The sequence below is a fragment of the Flavobacterium sp. RNTU_13 genome, from assembly GCF_046614455.1.
Lineage (GTDB): Bacteria > Bacteroidota > Bacteroidia > Flavobacteriales > Flavobacteriaceae > Flavobacterium.
On record NZ_JBKJHB010000001.1, the window covers coordinates 144,708 to 160,253 of the forward strand.

Genomic DNA, 15,546 nt, shown 5'->3' on the forward strand with positions numbered 1-15,546 from the left:
AAGATTGAACTACACTCACCTTCTAACCATTTCTGGCTTTAACAGTTTTTAGTGAACTCACAAATATTGCCGTCAATTCATTGCCTTCAATCCAAATGGGTTCCACTTCAGCCTTATTTAGACATTGTTTATCCATGACTATTTCAAGCCAAAACAACGTTTCATCGGCTTCTTCCGCAACTATGGTAAGTTTAGCAATAAACTCCCGGTCGCTTCTTGCTCTGCAGGCCGCCCGATAATTAGCTCCAACTGATGTACCACTTCGTACAATTTGATTTGCAACGGCCCTACAAGCAATTGTATTTGGCAACTTTTCTATCAAATCAATTATCATTAAAGAAAAGCGTTTTGAACGGAATTTAAGCTCATCTGTAGTCATAACTATAAACGTAATCGAAGTTCAATCTTAAATCTTAAATCTTAAATCCTTAATCAAACAACCCGCCTTGCACTCCCGGTTTTACCCTGTTAAGATGCTTATACGCTTTCTCAGTTACTTCACGTCCGCGTGGGGTACGGATGATAAAACCTTCCTGTATCAGGAACGGTTCGTATACTTCCTCTATAGTTTCGCCATTTTCAGATACGGCGGTAGCCAAGGTAGAAAGCCCTACCGGCCCGCCTTTAAATTTATCGATAATGGTCGTCAGGATTTTGTTATCCATTTCGTCAAGCCCATGCGCATCTACATTAAGGGCGCGGAGTGCATACCGCGATATTTCTATATCTATGCGCCCGTTACCCTTAATCTGGGCAAAATCACGCACGCGGCGCAGCAACGCATTGGCTATACGCGGCGTACCACGGCTTCGACCGGCAATTTCAATGGCTGCCTCCATGGTAATAGGCATTTTAAGGATCGCCGAACTACGCTCTACAATAGTGGTAAGAAGTTCGGTAGTGTAGTATTGTAAGCGGCTTTGTATACCAAAACGCGCGCGCATGGGCGCCGTAAGCAAACCCGAACGCGTGGTAGCACCTACCAGTGTAAACGGGTTTAGCCCTATTTGTACCGAACGGGCATTGGGGCCGCTCTCTATCATTATATCAATCTTAAAGTCCTCCATGGCAGAATACAGGTATTCTTCCACTACAGGACTAAGACGGTGGATTTCGTCTATAAAAAGGATGTCTCGCTCTTCAAGGTTGGTTAACAATCCGGCAAGGTCGCCCGGTTTGTCTAATACCGGCCCGGAGGTAATTTTAATGCCTACACCAAGCTCGCTCGCAAGGATATTTGCCAATGTGGTCTTACCAAGCCCCGGTGGCCCGTGAAAAAGCGTATGATCCAGCGCTTCACTACGCAGGTTAGCCGCCTCTACAAACACCTTCAGGTTTTCAAGCACCTGCTCCTGCCCTGTAAAATCGTCAAACGATAACGGGCGCAGTTTCTTTTCAAGGTCGAGTTCCTCGGGATTAAAATTTTTATTGGTAGGATCGAGATTCGCGTTCATAGCGCAAATATAACGCAAATAGCGTTAGCTACATTTGGTAGCCCTCGGAAAGAACATCATGCCATTCCGGATGATTATTTATATAGTAGGCTACATACCCACAAAGTGGCACCACAAAAAGTCCGTTGCTGCGTGCATAGCCTAACACCTGTTTTACAAGTTCGGCAGCCACACCCTGACCTCGCAAATCAGTCGGCACTTCCGTATGGGTAAGGTACAGTTTATCTTCTTTTATGTGAAACTCTAAAAACGCAAGTTGGCCGTCGGCACTAATTTCAAACTGGCACTCCGCATCGTTTTTTTTAAAATCAGATAATATCATGTAGTAGTACTTTTTATAAAGTTCTGAAATATAAACGTATTAAAAACCTAACATAACGTTAAGCATTCTTCCTTTGCGTAAGGTAGTACACCGGCACCCCGGCAAGCATAATAGCCACACCCCAGCCACATGTTTCCGGCTTATCTATAAGCAATGCAATACAGAAAAACGCTGCAAGTACAAAATAGACTATGGGCAAAAACGGATATCCAAAGGCTTTGTAGGGCCTTTCGGTATTTGGCATTTTCTTACGAAGGATAAAAATACCATAAATAGTAAGGATATAGAAAATCACCACAATGATCATTACATAATCCAGCAAGTCGCCATATTTACCGGTTAAACACAGTACTGATGCCCAAATGCACTGTAACCATAGCCCCCAACCGGGTACACTTGCCTTGTTAAGACTGGCTGCTTTTTTAAAAAACAAGCCATCGTTCGCCATGGTATAGTATACACGTGCGCCCGCCAATATAAGCCCGTTGTTACAGCCAAACGTAGAAATCATAATCATAATGGCTATGATATAACTCCCGTTGGTGCCAAAGATAAACTGCGACGCCTCTACTGCTACGCGTTCAGACGGTGCGAAGGCAATGTTTTGCATTGGCATTACAGCAATGTACATAATGTTGGCCAAAATATAAATAATGGTTACAATCAGCGTTCCAAGGAATAAACTCAGCCCCACATTACGCTGCGGGTTTTTAATTTCGCCGGAGATAAACGTAACACCGTTCCAGGCATCGCTACTAAACAGTGAACCCACCATACTCGCCGCAATGGCAGATAAAAGCACCGTACCACCAATATTTATCCATTGACCTGAGTCTTTACTGAATGATTTGGCAGTCCAGGCATCCGCCCAGTTTGCATTCCAGATGTCTGCTTTTGCTGCAAGGATAAAACCGAACACCACCAAACCAAGCAGCGAAGCGATTTTAGTAATGGTAAAGACTGTTTGTATGTATTTACCGTTTTTTACACCACGGCTGTTTATATAGGTAAGGATTATAATGGTAACAATAGAAACCAACTGGGCAGCATTAAGCTTAAAACTGCCTACTTCGTAAAGAATATTCTGGTCGCCCAATTGCGGAATGAGGTAGGCTGTAAATTTACCAAACGCTACCCCTACCGCTGCAATGGTACCGGTTTGTATAACCGCAAAGAAACTCCAGCCGTATAAAAAGGCAATGAGCTTATTATAGGCTTCCTTTAAGTACACATACTGACCACCCGCCTTTGGGAACATGGCACTCAGCTCACCGTAGCTCACTGCAGCAATCATTGTCATAAGACCCGAAAGTACCCATATAAGAATCAGCCACCCGGCACTGCCTATGTTTTGCACCATACCGGCGCTAACAATAAAGATACCGGAGCCTATCATGGACCCTACAACAAGCATGGTGCCGTCTAGTAAGCCCAGCTCGCGCTTCATATTTTTATCTTCCTGCATATTGAATGTTTGGTTAAGGAGCTAAAGATAAAATTTTAAACGGAATTACAATAAAAAAGTACGGCTCCCAAAAAGGGAGCCGTAATTGTATAACGATATAAGAAATATAATCTTAGTGGTGAAGCTGCTCTTCGCCCGGCTTCATAGGCACGTTCTGAGGAACAAAGTCTTCATCATGACCTGGCTTGCTGTAGTCATAAGCCCAACGGTATACCTCAGGTATTTCGCCCGGCCAGTTACCGTGGATGTGCTCTACAGGAGTAGTCCACTCAAGGGTATTAGCCCTCCATGGGTTTTGCGGCGCACGCTTACCTTTAAACATACTGTAGAAGAAGTTCCAAAGGAACACCAACTGGAACGCAGCACCTATAAGGGCAAACATTGTGATTACCACGTTAGCATCGGCAAGGTCATCAAATAATGGGAATGCAGAGTTTGTATAGTAACGACGAGGAAGACCTGCCATACCAAGGAAGTGCATTGGGAAGAAAACTCCGTAAGCACAAACCGCAGTTACCCAGAAGTGGATGTAACCAAGAGTCTTGTTCATCATACGACCGAACAATTTAGGGAACCAGTGGTAAATACCTGCAAACATTCCGTAAAGTGCAGATATACCCATTACTAAGTGGAAGTGGGCAACTACAAAGTACGTATCGTGAACGTTAATATCCAGTGTACTGTCACCAAGTATAATACCTGTAAGACCACCTGTAATGAATGTAGATACAAAACCTATAGAGAACAACATTGCAGGGTTTAGCTGAAGGTTACCTTTCCATAGTGTGGTAATCCAGTTAAATGCCTTAACCGCCGATGGGATTGCAATAAGTAGCGTTGTAAAGGTAAACACCGATCCAAGGAACGGGTTCATACCTGATACGAACATGTGGTGACCCCAAACGATTGTTGAAAGGAAAGCAATTGCAAGTATTGAAGTAATCATGGCGCGGTAACCAAAGATAGGCTTACGTGCATTTGACGTCATAATTTCAGATACAAGACCCATTGCAGGAAGGATTACAATGTAAACTTCCGGGTGACCAAGGAACCAGAAAAGGTGCTCATACAGTACCGGAGATCCACCCTGATAGTGAAGTACATCACCCGCAATGTAAATGTCCGAAAGGAAGAATGAAGTACCAAAGCTCCTGTCAAATATAAGTAGTAGTGCTGCAGATAATAGTACCGGGAACGATACCACACCAATAACAGCAGTGATGAAAAGCGCCCAAACAGTAAGTGGCAGCCTTGTCATAGACATACCTTTTGTCCTTAGGTTGATTACTGTAACAATATAGTTAAGTGACCCCATAAGAGACGATGCAATGAAGATAGCCATTGAAACCAACCAAAGCGTCATACCTGCACCAGAACCAGGAATAGCCTGAGGAAGTGCCGATAGTGGCGGATAGATTGTCCAACCTGCAGACGCAGGACCAGCTTCAAGGAATAATGATGCAACCATTACAACCGCAGAAATGAAGAACAACCAGTAAGAAACCATGTTCATAAATCCTGATGCCATATCGCGTGCACCAATTTGCAACGGAATAAGAAGGTTACTAAACGTACCACTTAAACCGGCTGTAAGTACAAAGAATACCATGATTGTACCGTGGATGGTAACAAGAGCAAGGTAAATATCATTACGCATTACTCCGTTAGGGGCAAACTTATCGCCAAGAAGCACTTTAAATATACCAAAAGACTCCTCCGGCCATGCGATTTGCATACGGAATAAAAGCGACATTATAATACCAATGATACCCATAAGCGTACCGGTAATAAGGTACTGCTTGGCAATCATTTTGTGATCGAGACTGAAGATATACTTCGTAATGAAGGTCTCCTTGTGGTGATGACCGTGATCATCGTGAGCGTGAATCTCGTGTCCTTCTGCTGACATATTTCTTTAATTTGATATGTTTAAACTAAAATTATTTCCCTGTTGCTTTTTTTACAGTATCTGCTTTAGGAGCAGCACTGTCTGTAACAACAACAGCAGAATCTGCTTTTGCAGGAGCAGCTGCACCAGCAGGAGCGGCTTCTCCTTCTGCCTCTTTCTTCACAGCCTGCCCAAGAGTTTCTTTCTCAGATAGCCATTTTTTGAAATCAGCTTCATCTTCAACAACAATTTTCATTTGCATATTGTAGTGAGAAGCACCACAAATTTTATTACAAAGAAGCAGGTAATCAAACGCGTACGGCTCAAGAGCAGTTTTTCCTTGTGCTACAAGCTCCTGACTCTTTTTAGTACGGATTTCGTTGATATGGTCTACTTTCGCCATAATCTTAGGATCCTGACGCATCTCTTCAGTTGTAATTGAAGGAACAAAACCAAACTGGGTTACCATACCAGGAACCACGTTCATCTGCGCCCTGAAGTGCGGCATATAAGCAGAGTGAAGTACATCCTGAGAACGGAACTTAAATATGATTTGCTTACCTTTTGGCAGGTGAAGTTCGCTTGCAGCTACATCATCCTGAGAAAACGGATCAGCCATATCTACACCCATACTGTTTACACCTTTAATGTAACGTACGTTTGCTTTACCAAGCTTACCATCTTTACCGGCATAACGTACCTCCCAGTTAAACTGCTTAGCGTATACCTCTACATAGATAGCATCCTCTTTCGCTTCCTCATCTATAAACATAATGTTTACCCAGGCAAACAAACCGTAAAGGATAAGAACGAATAGTACAATTACCGGGATAATTGTCCAAAGGAACTCAAGTTTATTATTATCAGAAAAATATAGTGCCACTTTTCCTTTTTCACCACGGTACTTAAACGAGAAGTAGTGAAGCAGGAATTGTGTAATAATCTGTACTACAAAGATAAGCACCATAGAGACGTTCATCAGGCTATCGTACTGAGGCCCGTGTACCGAAGCAGGTGTACCAAGTACAACACCGCCCCATTTCCACATTGAATATATAGTAAACAGATATATAAATCCTACAAAGGCAAACATAAGATAACCCTGAACCTTGTTATCGGCATCAGTAGCAACTCCTGTATCCTCACCAGCCCTGCCGGTGCCCACCTGAGTAAGATGGAATATCTTAGTAAGTTGCCATATAGCAACACCTAATAAAACTACTACAATTAGAATCAATAAACTTGTCATCTGTTTATTTCTTTAAATATTAATAATGGAAATGCTTACTCTCCTCAATAAGCGGGTTACGTTTAGCCAATAGAGGCGATTTAGTAAGTGCGGTAAACACTACAAGGATAAACAATCCAAGGAAGAACAGCACAGAACCAATTTCACCGGCACCTATAAACCACTGCTCACCAACGGTAGCAGGCATGATCATGTTAAAGAAGTCGATATAGTGACCCAGCAGGATTACAATACCAGCCATAACTATGATCCAAGACAGACGCTTAAAGTCGGTATTAATAAGGATAAGAACCGGGAACACAAAGTTCATGGCTACCATACCAAAGAATGGCAGTGTATAGTTATCTATCCTCATTTTAAAGTAAACAACCTCTTCCGGTATATCTGCATACCACATAAGCATGAACTGAGAGAACCAAAGGTACGTCCAGAATACGCTGATACCGAACATAAATTTAGCAAGGTCATGAATGTGACTTGTATTTACATACTCAAGATATCCTTTTGATTTAAGGTAAAGTGTTATAAGGGCAATAGTAGTAATACCGCTTACAAAGAAACTTGCAAACACATACCAGCCAAATAGTGTACTATACCAGTGAGGGTCTACAGACATAATCCAGTCCCAAGAAGACATAGACTCTGTAACTATAAAGAACGCAAGGAAACCTGCCGCTGCTTTAAATGATTTTTTGTAAGAGATATTATCAGTAGCCTCATCCTGAGCAAGTGACTGCTTACGAGAGTACTGACGGTAAAGAATCCAACCACCAAGGAATATTGCAGCCCTGATAAGGAAGAAAGGCCCGTTTAGGTACCCTGATTTACCTTGCATAATGTGATCGTGGGCTACTACGTTTTTATCCATCCAAATGAATACGTGGTGGAACCCCGCAACACCAAGTGCAAGGAAAATAAGTAGGATAACCGCACCAGGAATAAGGTAAGCAGTAATACCTTCCATAACCCTGAACAATACCGGAGACCAACCTGCCTGAGCAGCATTCTGTATTGCATAAAAAGCAAGTACACCAACTGATATAAGAAGGAAGAATAAAAGACCTACATATAGCGCAGACCAAGGCTTGTTTTGTAATTGATGAAATACGTGCTCCACGTGCTCTTTATGATCAGCGTGTGCATCATGGCCTTCATGTGCAGCCTCTGCGTGGGCATCATGACCTTCGTGACCAGCTTCAGCGTGAGCTTCATGAGCAGGTGCAGCATGAGCGTCGCCAGGTGCAGCAGGAGCCTCAGCAGTAACGGCAGCAGCAGTATCTGCTACTCCTGGTACAGAATCATGCACTGCAACAGCAGTATCATGACCTACCTCTGCAACAGCAGGGGCTTCGTGAGCTTCGTGATGCGCAGGTGCGCCTTCAGCGTGGTGCTCCGCGTGACCATGACCACCATGAGCATCCTGAGCAGCGATGATTTTTTCAGCATCAGCTACTGTTTTAGGTGCAGTAAAAAAACTGTACCCGATACCAAGGGCGCCTAACACCATCAGTACGAAGGCAAAAGTTTTTAATTTACTAGAAAATGTATACATATATTTTATGCTTTCAGTGTTCTACAATTACAATTCACTCTTAAGTTTCATAACATAGCGAGACACCATCCAGCGTTCTTTCTGACTCATCTGATTAGCGTGGCTACCCATCATGTTACGTCCGTACATTACTACGTGGTATACACTACCCTCAGTAATTTCACGGTCTTTATAGTTAGGTACACCGGCAAATTTCTCGCGCTTAGCAAGATTACCTTTACCATCACCTTTTTCACCGTGGCATATTGCGCAGTAAACGTTAAACAAGCCTTTTGCTTTTTCTTCATCATACTCGCCAGCGGCAAGTGGAGATACAAGATTAGCTTTGGCTGCTACATACCCTTCTTCTGTATTAGGGTATTCATACGGAGTGAAGCCTCTTGGTATAGAACCTTTGGCAGGAAGCTGACCTTCCTTACCGTTGTTAAAAGCATGAGATTCAGAATAGGTTTCATAACCCACAGACTCATACATATTAGGCATGTACTGGTAATTAGGCTCCGATTTGTTGAAGCACGAGGTAAGCGCCGCAGAGGCAGAAACCACAAATGCTATTTTATATAATGCTTTCATACTTCTTTTTCTTAGTGCTTTTCTATTACTTTAACTTCAACAGCCCCGGTACCTTCAAAGAACGAAACAAGCGAAGCTTCATCACCGTGTACAGGCACCTCCATAAGGAAGTGGTCGTCTGTAGTACGTACATCAGGGTTTTCAGCTTGTTTAAAAGGCCAAAGTTTACTCCTCATGTAAAAAGTGATTACCATTAAGTGAGCCGCAAAAAACACGGTCATCTCAAACATAACCGGTACAAAAGCCGGCATGTTTTGGTAGTAAGAAAAGCTTGGCTTACCACCTATATCCTGAGGCCAGTCGGCAATCATGATGTAGTACATCATAGACGTGGCAACAGACAATCCAACCAAACCATATAAGAATGCACATATAGCTAACCTTGTAGGTGCAAGACCAAGAGCTTTATCAAGGCCGTGAACCGGGAATGGCGTGTAAACTTCTTCAATGTGATGATGAGCAGCACGGGTTTTCTTTACTGCATCCATAAGGATATCATCATCATTGTAAAATACGTATAATACTTTATTGCTCATGATTCTTAGTGATGATTATGTTCTGAATGTGAATGGTTATCGTGCTCAGCGTGTAGTTTCTTGTACTTTTCGCTTGAAGTTTTCATGATAGACTTAACCTCTGCCTGAGCAATTACAGGGAAGCTTCTTGCGTAAAGCAGGAACAATACAAAGAAGAAGCCAATAGTACCGATATAGAAACCAGCATCTACAAAAGTAGGCTGAAACATAGTCCATGAAGATGGAAGGTAATCCCTGTGAAGCGATGTAACGATGATTACAAAACGCTCAAACCACATACCGATGTTAACCACGATAGAAATTACAAACGAAGCAAAGATGCTGGTACGGATTTTCTTAACCCACATAACCTGCGGAGAAATTACGTTACACGTCATCATTAACCAGTAAGACCACCAGTAAGGACCTGTAGCCCTGTTAAGGAATGCATATTGCTCATATTCTACTCCTGAATACCAGGCGATGAAAAGCTCTGTAATATAAGCACAACCTACAATAGACCCTGTAATCATTACAATGATGTTCATAAGCTCTATGTGCTGTATAGTAATATAAGACTCCAGGTTAACTACTTTCCTCATGATGATAAGCAGGGTGTTAACCATTGCAAATCCTGAGAAGATAGCACCCGCAACGAAGTATGGAGGAAGGATGGTAGTGTGCCATCCAGGAATTACTGAAGTGGCAAAGTCAAACGATACAATGGTGTGTACCGAAAGTACTAGAGGTGTAGCAAGACCGGCAAGTACCAGTGATACTTCCTCAAAACGCTGCCAGTCTTTAGCACGTCCGCTCCAACCGAAGCTAAGGATAGAGTATACTTTTTTAGTGAAAGGCGTTACAGCCCTGTCACGAAGCATTGCAAAGTCAGGCAAAAGACCTGTCCACCAGAATACAAGTGATACAGAAAGGTAAGTTGAAATCGCAAACACGTCCCAAAGAAGTGGCGAGTTAAAGTTTACCCAAAGTGAACCGAACTGGTTAGGAATAGGCATTACAAAGTATGCTAACCAAGGGCGACCCATGTGGAATACAGGGAACATAGCCGCCTGTACTACCGAGAAGATGGTCATTGCCTCTGCAGACCTGTTAATAGCCATTCTCCATTTCTGACGGAATAAAAGTAGTACCGCAGAAATTAGTGTTCCGGCGTGACCGATACCTACCCACCATACAAAGTTGGTAATATCCCATGCCCAGCCTACTGTTTTATTTGATCCCCATGTACCGATACCTGTACCTACTGTGTACGCAACACAAGCAACTCCCCAAAGGAAGGCAGCAAGAGCGATCGAGAAAACGATCCACCACTGCTTGTTAGCCCTTCCCTCAACCGGCTTGGCTACGTCCACCGTTACATCGTGGTAATTTTTGTCACCTATAATTAAAGGTTTTCTGATGGGTGCTTCGTAATGAGACGACATAATCCTTTTATGTTTGTTTCTATTAATATACTTTTAACTACTAAGTATTCCTTACTTTAACGTGGTAGAATACATTTGGCTGCGTACCAATCTGGCCAAGAAGGTGGTAAGCCCTATCGCTTTCCTTAAGCCTTACAATCTCGTCCTGAGCATTGTTTACGTCACCAAATACCATAGCTCCACTGCCACAAGCCTCTGAACAAGCTGTTTCAAACTCGTTAGTGTTTACCGGCCTGCCTTCGCGCTTAGCCTTAAGGATAGTAGCCTGAGTCATTTGAATACACATAGAACATTTCTCCATAACACCGCGTGAACGTACGTTTACGTCTGGGTTAAGCACCATACGGCCAAGATCATCATTCATGTGGTAATCAAACTCACTGTTTTTGTTATAAAGGAACCAGTTGAAACGACGCACTTTATAAGGACAGTTGTTAGCACAGTAACGGGTACCTACACAACGGTTGTACGCCATGTGGTTTTGACCCTGACGACCGTGAGATGTTGCAGCCACAGGACATACAGTTTCACACGGAGCGTGGTTACAGTGCTGACACATTACCGGCTGGAATACTACCTGAGGATTCTCTGCAGGATCTTCCATAGCGTTAAATGTGTGGATAGAATCCATAAGACCGTGAGCGGCCTCTTTCTTCTCTACATCACCTGCAAAAGTAGCCTCAGATGAATAGTACCTGTCTATACGCAACCAGTGCATATCACGGCTTCTCCTAATCTCAGACTTACCTACTACAGGCACGTTATTTTCAGCATGACAAGCAATAACGCAAGCGCCACAACCTGTACAGGCATTAAGATCTATTGAAAGGTTAAAGTGGTGGCCTGTTGTTCTGTCAAACGACTCCCAAAGGTCGATTGAAGCAGCAGGAACCTCTTTGTGGTCGTAAGATACCTGAGGCATCTCATTCCACTCTGATGCATCTTTCGAGTTGAAATCTGCAAGTGTAGTTTCCTTAACGATATCTCCCCTACCCATTAGTGTACGCTGAAGCTGTACACAGGCAAATTCGTGCTCACCTTCTGACTTAGCCAGGGTAGCGTTTTGGAACGCGTTAAGGTTATTATATAGTGTGTAAGCATTAACACCCACAACCATTTCTTGCTTCATAGCAGCCTGACGACCGTAACCAAGCGCAAGACCAAGAGTACCTACTGCCTGACCCGGCTGGATAAGCACAGGAACTTCAAGTTTCTTACCGTTTACAGTAAGTGTAGCTTTACTACCGTTAAGACCACCGTTAGCCACGTTCCAGTTTTCAAGGCCAAGCTTTTTAGCATCAGCTTTAGAAATGGTTACATAGTTATCCCATGATGTCCTTGTGATAGGATCAGGGAACTCCTGTAGCCATGGGTTGTTAGCCTGCTGACCGTCTCCAATACCTACTTTAGTGTACAGCACCAGTTCAAAGTCACCTGCAGGTTTAGCAGCAGCAAGCGTGTTAGCAGCACCGGAAAAATCAGCACCCGCAGCGGCAGCAGCACCTGCAACAGCAGTGTACGCCACACCATCGTGTACTAATTGATTCCACGTTTTACCACCGGCATAAGCAGGGGCAGCCGCTTTAATATAATCATAATATGACGCAGGGTTACCACTCCATGAAAGAAGCGCATCCTGGAATTGTTTTGTTTTAAACAGCGGACGGATTGTAGGCTGAGTAATGGCATAATAACCTTTTGCAACGCTTACATCTCCCCAAGACTCAAGGTAGTGAGGTGCAGCAGCAGCAACAGTAGCCACAGCAGCAGTTTCATCCTCTTTAAGAGCGAATGCTACAGAAAGTTTTGCTTTTTTAAGCGCTTCAGCAAACTCATTACCGTTTGGCAGAGAGTATACCGGGTTAACATTACTAAGAATAACCACATCTACCGCGCCTGCCTTAAGATCGTTTACAAGCTGGGCAACCGCTTTAGCGTTGCCTTTACGTGTATAACGAGGAGCAGCAGGGTTAAATGCTTCTGATTTAAGAGCGTTGTTGATGGCAATTACAAGAAGCTGAGCATTAACATCATCAAGACCCGAAACTACCACACCTTTAGCGCCGGCAGCTTTAAGCTGTTGTGCAGCCTTAGCCACTTCTGCAGCAGCAGTTTTATCCAGGGCAGTAGCAACGCCACCACCTACTATTGCATTATAAAGTGCTACAAGAGCATATTTTTGTTGTGTAACGGTAATAGCAACACGCTTGTCTGCGTTAGCACCTGTAAGTGTCATGTTAGACTCAAACTGGATGTGCTTAGACATTTTACCATTTTTAGGGATACGGTTAGCAGTATAACCAGACTCGTATCCTCCTCCTTGCCAGTCGCCAAGGAAATCAGCACCTACAGAAACAATCACGTCTGCCTTAGCAAAATCGTAATCAGCAAGTGCCCTTTCGCCGTATACCGCCTGGAACGCATCAAGCGCCTCAGACGCAGAAACTGCATCGTATACCACGTGCCTGAAACCGGCATATTTAGCACCGAATTCAGCAATAAGTTTATCTGTAGAAGGACTTGCAGTAGTACCTGTTACAACCGCTACTTTACCACCGTTTGCAGCAGCAGCTTCAAGAGCAGCTTTAACTTTAGTATCTACCTCTGCCCATGTAGCAGGCTTGCCCGCAATTTTTGGCTCTTTTAAACGAAGACTGTCATAAAGAGAAAGAACCGAAGCATAAACCCTTGCATTAGGATTTAACTTAGAACCTGCAAGAGTGTTCTTTTCAACTTTAATAGGGCGGCCTTCACGGGTTTTGATAAGCACGTTAGCAAAATCAAAACCATCTGCTATAGTAGTAGCGTAGTAATCAGCAACACCAGGAATAATTTCCTCTGGCTGCACTACGTAAGGTATAGACTTAACAACCGGACCTTCGCACGCAGCAAGAGAAGCTGCTGCTGTAGTAAAGCCCACATATTTTAAAAAGTCACGACGGCTTGTAGACGAATTTGACAAAGTTTCCTTATCACCAAGAAACTCATCAGTAGGAATTTCTTCAACAAACTCGTTGTTTCTCAGCGTCTCAACAATAGAGCTGTTGTTCAGCTCTTCAACACTTTGCCAGTATTTTTTGTTTGATGCCATGTTGTATATAGATATTAGCTTCTTAGTAATTGATTAATAGTGACATTTTCCACACTCAAGACCACCCATATTGGCAGCAGTAAGTTTCTGAACACCGTACTTCTTGGCAAGTTCGTCGTGGATTTTCTTGTAGTAGTCATTACCTTCAACCTTAACTTCGGTTTCACGGTGACAGTTAATACACCAGCCCATTGTAAGCGGCGCATGTTGTTTCATCACCTCGAAAGTTTCAACCGGTCCGTGACATTTCTGACACTCAACTCCGGCAACCGAAACGTGCTGAGAGTGGTTAAAGTAAACAAAGTCCGGAAGATTATGGATCCTTACCCACTTCACAGGCTTTTCTTTGCCTGTATACTTACCGGCTGTTTTATCCCAACCTACAGCATCATATACTTTTTGAATCTCAGCAGTATAGAATTCTTTTGAACGGTCATAGATAGAATCTTTATCACCTTCAAAAGCACTGATATTTTTATGACAGTTCATACACACGTTAAGAGAAGGTATACCCGAGTGCTTGCTCACCCTTGCAGAAGAGTGACAGTACTTACAGTCGATACCGTTATCACCAGCGTGGATTTTGTGCGAGAAGTGGATAGGCTGCACCGGCTGGTACCCCTGATCTACACCTATCTGCATTAACCATCCGTATAGAAAATATGACGAAGAAAGGATTAGCAAAATAACCGTTACCAACACAAGGAACTGGTTTTTAACGTAAGCCTGCCACACAGAAATCGACGGCGCTTTTTCGGTTGAAATACCGTTAGCCGCAGCCACCTTTTTAAGCGTATTGTTTACAAGCACAAGCATAACAATAAGCACACCAAGCACCACTATTAGAGCACCAAGTATGATTACCTGCGACACACCACCTTCGGCAGCAGCACCAGGCTGACCAGCAGCCGCAGCTGCAGGAGCAGCAGCCTGCTCTTTAGGCTGAGAAGTATACGCAAGAATGTTGTCTATGTCTGCAGTACTCAACTGAGGGAACGCAGTCATAACAACCTTGTTGTTATCGTTAAATAGTTTCACAGCAGCAGCATCGCCAGCTTTAATCATGGCGCTACTGTTATGAACCCAGTCATAAATCCATTTCCTGTCGTGCTTATCAGCAACACCCCTAAGGGCCGGACCTGTAGATTTATCATCAAGCTTATGACAAGCTGCACAGTTGGCGTTAAACAGTTCCTTTCCTTTTGCAGCATCGCCCGCACCGGCAGCAGGAGCAGCAGCATCAGCGGCCGGAGCCGGAGCAGCAGCAGGCGCAGCAGCCTGTTGAGCATACGTACAAAGAGAAAAAGTTAGCGAGAGCGCCAGGAAGAACATTAGAATTCTTGAAAACGAAGAATGGTTACCCACTTTTTTCATATTAATAATGATTATCGACAAGTTTGGTACGATTTTTACAGCGTATAATTGTTAAAAACTATACTTTTTTAAAAAACTCCCACAAAAATACGACTTATGTGCTATTCTCAAACCTTAATTAAACCATTCGTTTCAATTTATAATTATTCTAAATAAGTATAAAACCCCGCGTTTTTCCTAATTATCGTACATTTGTATCAAACATAGTTCATTATGAGATTTTTAACATTTAAAAACACCCTTGCTTTAGCATTGTTAACATTATTACCGGCAGCAAAAATTTATGCGCAAAACAATGTGCCAGTGCAGCAGGATCCGCGCTTTGAAGAGCTGCTTAACGCAAAAAGGAAGATAAATGCTTCTATAACAGTAAATGACCGCTATAAGATCCAGATTTTTTATGGCACTAACGATAAAGCAAGAAAAGCCCTACAGGATTTTAAGCGTGATTTTAAAACTACAGATGGCACCATAATATTTGAAAGCCCTACATACAAAGTGTGGGTAGGTAGCTATAAATCAAGGATTGAGGCCGAAAAAAACCTGGCTGCAATGCGAAAAAAATACCCTACTGCACTAATTGTAAAACCAAATAAATAAGCAATTTAACCACTACAA

The 15,546-nt window shown here is 43.1% G+C and carries 13 protein-coding genes; 1 reads left to right on the plus strand and 12 read right to left on the minus strand.

All coding sequences use genetic code 11. The annotated features are described in order from the left end of the window. Nucleotides 1-22: 22 nt before the first annotated feature. The 12 genes from ACLI08_RS00635 to ACLI08_RS00690 all read right to left on the minus strand — a co-directional run bounded on the left by ACLI08_RS00635 (nt 23) and on the right by ACLI08_RS00690 (nt 14,928). A complete protein-coding gene (locus ACLI08_RS00635; RefSeq protein ID WP_411426518.1) occupies nt 23-379 on the minus strand; it encodes a four helix bundle protein in 357 nt (118 codons plus the stop codon). A gap of 49 nt (nt 380-428) precedes the next feature. Then, on the minus strand, nt 429-1,454 hold the full coding sequence (gene ruvB / locus ACLI08_RS00640) for a Holliday junction branch migration DNA helicase RuvB (RefSeq protein ID WP_411426519.1): 1,026 nt from the start codon (nt 1,452-1,454) through the stop codon (nt 429-431). 28 nt (nt 1,455-1,482) lie between these two features. Continuing rightward, on the minus strand, nt 1,483-1,776 hold the full coding sequence (locus ACLI08_RS00645) for a GNAT family N-acetyltransferase (RefSeq protein ID WP_411426520.1): 294 nt from the start codon (nt 1,774-1,776) through the stop codon (nt 1,483-1,485). Between the two features lie 58 nt (nt 1,777-1,834). Next, nucleotides 1,835-3,241, minus strand: coding sequence for an APC family permease (locus ACLI08_RS00650; RefSeq protein ID WP_411426521.1), 1,407 nt, complete (start codon nt 3,239-3,241; stop codon nt 1,835-1,837). Between the two features lie 112 nt (nt 3,242-3,353). Further along, nucleotides 3,354-5,150, minus strand: coding sequence for a cbb3-type cytochrome c oxidase subunit I (locus ACLI08_RS00655; protein WP_411426522.1), 1,797 nt, complete (start codon nt 5,148-5,150; stop codon nt 3,354-3,356). Nucleotides 5,151-5,181: 31 nt separating this feature from the next. Further along, entirely contained in the window at nt 5,182-6,378 is a 1,197-nt protein-coding gene (locus ACLI08_RS00660; protein ID WP_411426523.1) for a cytochrome c oxidase subunit II, read from the minus strand. 19 nt (nt 6,379-6,397) lie between these two features. Next, complete coding sequence (locus tag ACLI08_RS00665; RefSeq protein ID WP_411426524.1) at nt 6,398-7,930, minus strand: quinol:cytochrome C oxidoreductase; 1,533 nt, start codon at nt 7,928-7,930, stop codon at nt 6,398-6,400. Nucleotides 7,931-7,957: 27 nt separating this feature from the next. Further along, on the minus strand, nt 7,958-8,503 hold the full coding sequence (locus tag ACLI08_RS00670) for a c-type cytochrome (protein ID WP_411426525.1): 546 nt from the start codon (nt 8,501-8,503) through the stop codon (nt 7,958-7,960). Nucleotides 8,504-8,514: 11 nt separating this feature from the next. Then, nucleotides 8,515-9,039: a DUF3341 domain-containing protein gene (locus tag ACLI08_RS00675; RefSeq protein ID WP_411426526.1), complete on the minus strand. Its 525-nt coding sequence runs from the start codon at nt 9,037-9,039 to the stop codon at nt 8,515-8,517. A 5-nt stretch (nt 9,040-9,044) separates the two neighbouring features. Further along, nucleotides 9,045-10,463, minus strand: coding sequence for an NrfD/PsrC family molybdoenzyme membrane anchor subunit (nrfD, locus tag ACLI08_RS00680; RefSeq protein WP_411426527.1), 1,419 nt, complete (start codon nt 10,461-10,463; stop codon nt 9,045-9,047). A gap of 40 nt (nt 10,464-10,503) precedes the next feature. After that, the gene (locus tag ACLI08_RS00685) at nt 10,504-13,554 is read right to left on the minus strand and encodes a TAT-variant-translocated molybdopterin oxidoreductase (RefSeq protein ID WP_411426528.1); all 3,051 of its coding nucleotides are present in this window, start codon (nt 13,552-13,554) and stop codon (nt 10,504-10,506) included. A 33-nt stretch (nt 13,555-13,587) separates the two neighbouring features. Further along, nucleotides 13,588-14,928: a c-type cytochrome gene (locus tag ACLI08_RS00690; RefSeq protein ID WP_411426529.1), complete on the minus strand. Its 1,341-nt coding sequence runs from the start codon at nt 14,926-14,928 to the stop codon at nt 13,588-13,590. 213 nt (nt 14,929-15,141) lie between these two features. Here ACLI08_RS00690 and ACLI08_RS00695 point away from each other — a divergent pair, with 213 nt between their 5' ends. Continuing rightward, nucleotides 15,142-15,528 (plus strand): SPOR domain-containing protein, encoded by a 387-nt coding sequence (locus ACLI08_RS00695; protein WP_411426530.1) that lies wholly within the window; start codon nt 15,142-15,144, stop codon nt 15,526-15,528. Nucleotides 15,529-15,546: the final 18 nt, after the last annotated feature.

What these genes read in the sequence shown, in the direction of transcription:
- ACLI08_RS00650 (WP_411426521.1), bottom strand. Translation starts at nt 3,241, where the DNA reads ATGCAGGAAGATAAAAATATGAAGCGCGAGCTGGGCTTACTAGACGGC.
- ACLI08_RS00655 (WP_411426522.1), bottom strand. Translation starts at nt 5,150, where the DNA reads ATGTCAGCAGAAGGACACGAGATTCACGCTCACGATGATCACGGTCAT.
- ACLI08_RS00665 (WP_411426524.1), bottom strand. Translation starts at nt 7,930, where the DNA reads ATGTATACATTTTCTAGTAAATTAAAAACTTTTGCCTTCGTACTGATG.
- ACLI08_RS00695 (WP_411426530.1), top strand. Translation starts at nt 15,142, where the DNA reads ATGAGATTTTTAACATTTAAAAACACCCTTGCTTTAGCATTGTTAACA.
- ACLI08_RS00635 (WP_411426518.1), bottom strand. Translation starts at nt 379, where the DNA reads ATGACTACAGATGAGCTTAAATTCCGTTCAAAACGCTTTTCTTTAATG.
- ACLI08_RS00690 (WP_411426529.1), bottom strand. Translation starts at nt 14,928, where the DNA reads ATGAAAAAAGTGGGTAACCATTCTTCGTTTTCAAGAATTCTAATGTTC.
- ACLI08_RS00645 (WP_411426520.1), bottom strand. Translation starts at nt 1,776, where the DNA reads ATGATATTATCTGATTTTAAAAAAAACGATGCGGAGTGCCAGTTTGAA.
- ACLI08_RS00675 (WP_411426526.1), bottom strand. Translation starts at nt 9,039, where the DNA reads ATGAGCAATAAAGTATTATACGTATTTTACAATGATGATGATATCCTT.
- ACLI08_RS00685 (WP_411426528.1), bottom strand. Translation starts at nt 13,554, where the DNA reads ATGGCATCAAACAAAAAATACTGGCAAAGTGTTGAAGAGCTGAACAAC.
- ACLI08_RS00670 (WP_411426525.1), bottom strand. Translation starts at nt 8,503, where the DNA reads ATGAAAGCATTATATAAAATAGCATTTGTGGTTTCTGCCTCTGCGGCG.
- ACLI08_RS00660 (WP_411426523.1), bottom strand. Translation starts at nt 6,378, where the DNA reads ATGACAAGTTTATTGATTCTAATTGTAGTAGTTTTATTAGGTGTTGCT.
- ruvB (WP_411426519.1), bottom strand. Translation starts at nt 1,454, where the DNA reads ATGAACGCGAATCTCGATCCTACCAATAAAAATTTTAATCCCGAGGAA.
- nrfD (WP_411426527.1), bottom strand. Translation starts at nt 10,463, where the DNA reads ATGTCGTCTCATTACGAAGCACCCATCAGAAAACCTTTAATTATAGGT.